This is a genomic window from Paenibacillus cisolokensis, from assembly GCF_050481165.1.
Classification (GTDB): Bacteria; Bacillota; Bacilli; order Paenibacillales; family Paenibacillaceae; genus Paenibacillus_AH; species Paenibacillus_AH cisolokensis.
Window position 1 is genome coordinate 1 of record NZ_JBCNFP010000127.1, and the last position, 4,058, is coordinate 4,058.

Annotated in this window: 2 protein-coding genes; both read right to left on the reverse strand. The window is 44.0% G+C overall.

Annotated features, from left to right (window positions below; all coding sequences use genetic code 11):
- Nucleotides 1-2: 2 nt before the first annotated feature.
- Nucleotides 3-857, reverse strand: a complete 855-nt coding sequence (locus ABEV74_RS19360) for a sulfatase-like hydrolase/transferase (protein ID WP_430148619.1) — start codon at nt 855-857, stop codon at nt 3-5.
- 241 nt (nt 858-1,098) lie between these two features.
- Nucleotides 1,099-3,906 (reverse strand): beta-galactosidase, encoded by a 2,808-nt coding sequence (locus ABEV74_RS19365; RefSeq protein ID WP_430148622.1) that lies wholly within the window; start codon nt 3,904-3,906, stop codon nt 1,099-1,101.
- Between the last annotated feature and the right edge of the window lie 152 nt (nt 3,907-4,058).

Below are 4,058 nucleotides of genomic sequence, written 5' to 3' on the forward strand. Positions count from 1 at the left end.
GTTCAGCAAGCCCTAATTAAATGATGTGACCCCAAATACTCACCATGGTCAGCCAGGAAAACGATTACTGTGTTTTGATCCAAACCCAGTTCTTTTAATTTTGCAATCACATCACCGATACACTTGTCCACGTGTGTGATCATACCATAGGTCTGAGCTAATATTTCCCGCAATCCTCGTTCATCGAAGGATGAATAATGAGGGTTTAGCTTTCTTCGTTCTTTTAGCCAGGGAATGCCATCTTCTTCGACATCCCAATATTCAGGTAATGTAAGAGAAGCCGGATCGTACATTTCACTGTAAGGCTTACAAGCCGCGAACGGATGATGCGGATCAGGAAACGAACACCACAGGAAAAACGGTTGATTCCCACGGCTGATTTGTTCCAGAAAGTTAATACTTCTCTGGGCAATCCAGTGGTTGTAATGATACTCTTCCGGCAAGCCAATCCGCCAACTCATCGGAACGTTGTCATCAGCATAATAAGCGCCTTCTTTGGACAGTTTCCTGCCACCTTCGGGATACACTTGTTCCAACCATCTCAAATAATCGCCGTAACACGTTACATGACCGCCAACATACTCCACAGACTGATACCCGTAATAACCAGAAGGAATCGATTGAATTTTACCTGATTCCCAGTGTTCGATCGCCTCCCAGGAAAAATCCATTTTTTCTCCTCTGCTTACTGAACCGATCGGTTGATGGTGGAGTTTGCCCACGGCATGTGTCCGATAACCGTGTTCCGTCAAAACCCTGGGTAAAGTCGGCAATTTTTCGGATAATGCGGTTCCGTTTGTCAAAACGCCGTGCTGACGAATTGTCAAACCGGTCAATAACGACGCGCCGGAAGGCATGCATACCGGGTTGTTGCAGTAAGCGCGGGTGAACGATATGCCAATTGATCAATATGAGGCGTTTTCAAGTCGGGATGACCGTGACAGGATAACGTTCGAGACTGCATCTGATCAACGACGAATACAAGAAAATTTGGCTTCATCATTCATACTCCTTCCTCATTTTGTGCATTTGGATCTGTTATAATTTACAATCCCCCGTTTCAAAGTAAACGGGGGGGGATGAAACAACCAATATTGATCAATTGGAGATCATCACGTTATCAATAATAAACGTATCTCCTGTATCAAAATCAGCGTCTTCCCAAAGATACAAGTTGAGCGAATGGATACGGCTTGTATCCAATCCGTCTTCCGCACCCCAAAAACCATCGCTTTCCCACACGGGAGAAGATGGGCCAAACTGCTCAATGACGAGCGTTCTGGCTTCATTCTCAGCCATATTGAAATAGTACGTTCGAATGGCTCCTTTTTGATCTTTTACATTGATTCGAACTTGAATCGGAGAATTGGACGGATTGGTCACATCGAGCGATATCCGAGGTAAACGACCGAGATTCCAAGGTTTTTCAGGACGCAGTTCCACGCCTGAATAGTCGGTATCTAATGTACCAACCGTTATTTTCATCGCACGTGATCCATCCGTTGCGCCATCAGTGACATAATCGACTTTTGCTTCTTTATAAGCATGGATAAAATTCAGATTTTCTGAAGATTCGAAAGAAGTCAACAGAACGAATTCCTCACCCTCGTCGCCGCTTTCCGGCTGTTCTTTTTTCTCGCTGAAGCGAATGTCATACAATTCAGCATGCAATTTTCTTGCAGCCTGCACCATCGCTTCATAGGGGACATCCGCAACATCCACAAACCCGATATTGTAGTTTTCACCGTCCCAAGCCCGGCCTAACAACGGTTGATCGACATATTGAAACCAATGGGCGCCGACAAAATATTCGTTTTCCAGAACGGTCGTCATGAAATGCAAGAATTTCTCAGCGCGTTCCTGCTGACTGGATGCAGCCGTATCTGCAACTGGGCCGGTTCCAAACATTCCTCTGTCATTTGCGCCAAACGTAAATTCTCCGATAATCGCCGGCATATCCAAGTCTTCGAGATACATCCAGTTCTCGCCGACCACATCTTGCTTGTATACGTTAAAGCTGATTACATCGACATACTTGGCAGCGGCTTCTTGTACTTCTTTGCTCGTTCCCCAATTTGCAAAACGGCTTCCCAAATACAACGTGTTTGGCAACACCTTCTTCAGTTCGTCGCGAACAATGCGGAAATATTGCTCTGCGAAAAACTTAAGCATCTCAGAATAATCGCTGACCATTCCTTCCGAAATCGCTTCTGGACGGAAAGGCGCTTCCAAATCCGCAAACGAGTTGAATGTTGTTCCCCAAGTTTGATTCAAAGTATCAATGTCATTTTGGTATTTCTTTTTCAAATGCTCAACCATGGCTCTTTTGGCATAGCTGCTCTCATCCGCTGCATCCATGGCCATTATGTTCGTGATCAGGAGATATTTGTTTTGAGTATCAATCGAATTTCCCCATTCCAGCTCATTGTCGACAAAAACACCTAACAGCCATTCGTCTTCCGCAACACCGTAAGCTAAAATTTGATCTTGCAGCATTTCCCCGACACTTACGACAAAATCGGGATCGAAGGGATCCGGAACGGTTGAATTCCGGCCGGGTATAACCGTATGGTCACCAAAATGAGTCCAAACATGCGCCACATAAGGCATCCGATGTTCGTCACCTTTTCCGTAAAACAGTTCAGGTTCAGACCAATTCCCGATCGAGGTGAAGCCCCAGGTTTTAAAACGTTTGACCGTTATATCTTTCCATTCTTCCAAATAATTTTCGCCATATTTTCGTTCGAGGTTGGCCGAGTAATGGTTAAACAACCAGCCTTCCGTAAGATTTAATGGCGGTCTAGCAACAACTCCGGAATAATGATAGTGATCCGCCAACGGACCGAAACGGGAAGGAAGATTATAAAACATGTTCCATCTTCCGGTCACCCAAGTATTCATGTCTGCTAATCTTACAATATCAAGACCGGTTGAAAAGAACAGGTAACCTTCTGGATCAACGAGTGTCCATTTTCCGTTGTGCTTTGTCACTCTGAAGTGCCCCGTTCCTTCCAGCTTGGGGCCATTCAACCAGCCGCCATATTTGCTCGTTTCAATTGGCGGCGCTGTTTCTTCCAACCATTTCAATTCTTGTTCCTTATCTTCAATCAGATCTTCCTGGGTATAAACTTTCCCTTCCCAGTACATACCAGTATATTGACCATACCGGTCAACCAGACCGTCCAAATAGCTCAGGTCTGAATTTGGATCCGATATCACTTGAATATTGTCAAAAATCAAGACCGATTCTTTGGAAGTGTACATTTGCCAGAATTGAAACTCGACGATATGGCGGGCGTTTAACGATTTCTCACCCCAACCATAGCTCAATTGGCTTCCTGCCGGGTTCGGCGGCAAGAAACGCATGCCGATGTCTTGCACATCTGAACTTAAACTGAGGAACAGTTTTTCAGTCGAATTGGCTTTGGCGACCCCGATGCTAACCATCGAATGCACAACGCCGTCCGCTTGCTTATCATCATCCATACGGACATAGAATGTAATATCTTCGTTAGTCGGATTTGTCACTTCAAATGACAAAGCACTTTGCTCTCCGAAGTCCCAGTATGTTTCAGCCGTGAATTTCACAGTTGGAAAATCGGCGATTCCATAAGTTACTTTTAACGCTTTTGAACCCGTCACGTTATCGATGATTTCCAGCGTTGAATTGCTGTCCGTAACGAAAGATGGAATGATCCCGTCTTCAAAATCAACAACAGGAAAAGTTGTATTTGTATGCGTTTTCAATGAGTTGACTGAAATTTCTTTCTCTTTCTGATTTGAATGAGATACAGCATGAGCGTTACCAGCTTCACCACTCAGGAATGAAGGTATAATCAATAAAGTGCTTAACAGAACAATCGTTACATTCCGTCTCCATTTTCGCATTTTGCTTACACGCTTCATTCAGATGACCTCCTTGACATTTGATCAACTTGACGATTTGAACCCATTTTTTTCAGAACCTAATTTCATACTACAAGTATATACGTTATATTTTCAACCTCCTATCCATCTAAATGTTTTAAATTTTATTTTTTTAACATGAAATCGGAATG

Bases quoted from the DNA above. Each gene is read 5' to 3' on its own strand.
- ABEV74_RS19360 (WP_430148619.1), bottom strand. From the start codon at position 857: ATGCCTTCCGGCGCGTCGTTATTGACCGGTTTGACAATTCGTCAGCAC.
- ABEV74_RS19365 (WP_430148622.1), bottom strand. From the start codon at position 3,906: ATGAAGCGTGTAAGCAAAATGCGAAAATGGAGACGGAATGTAACGATT.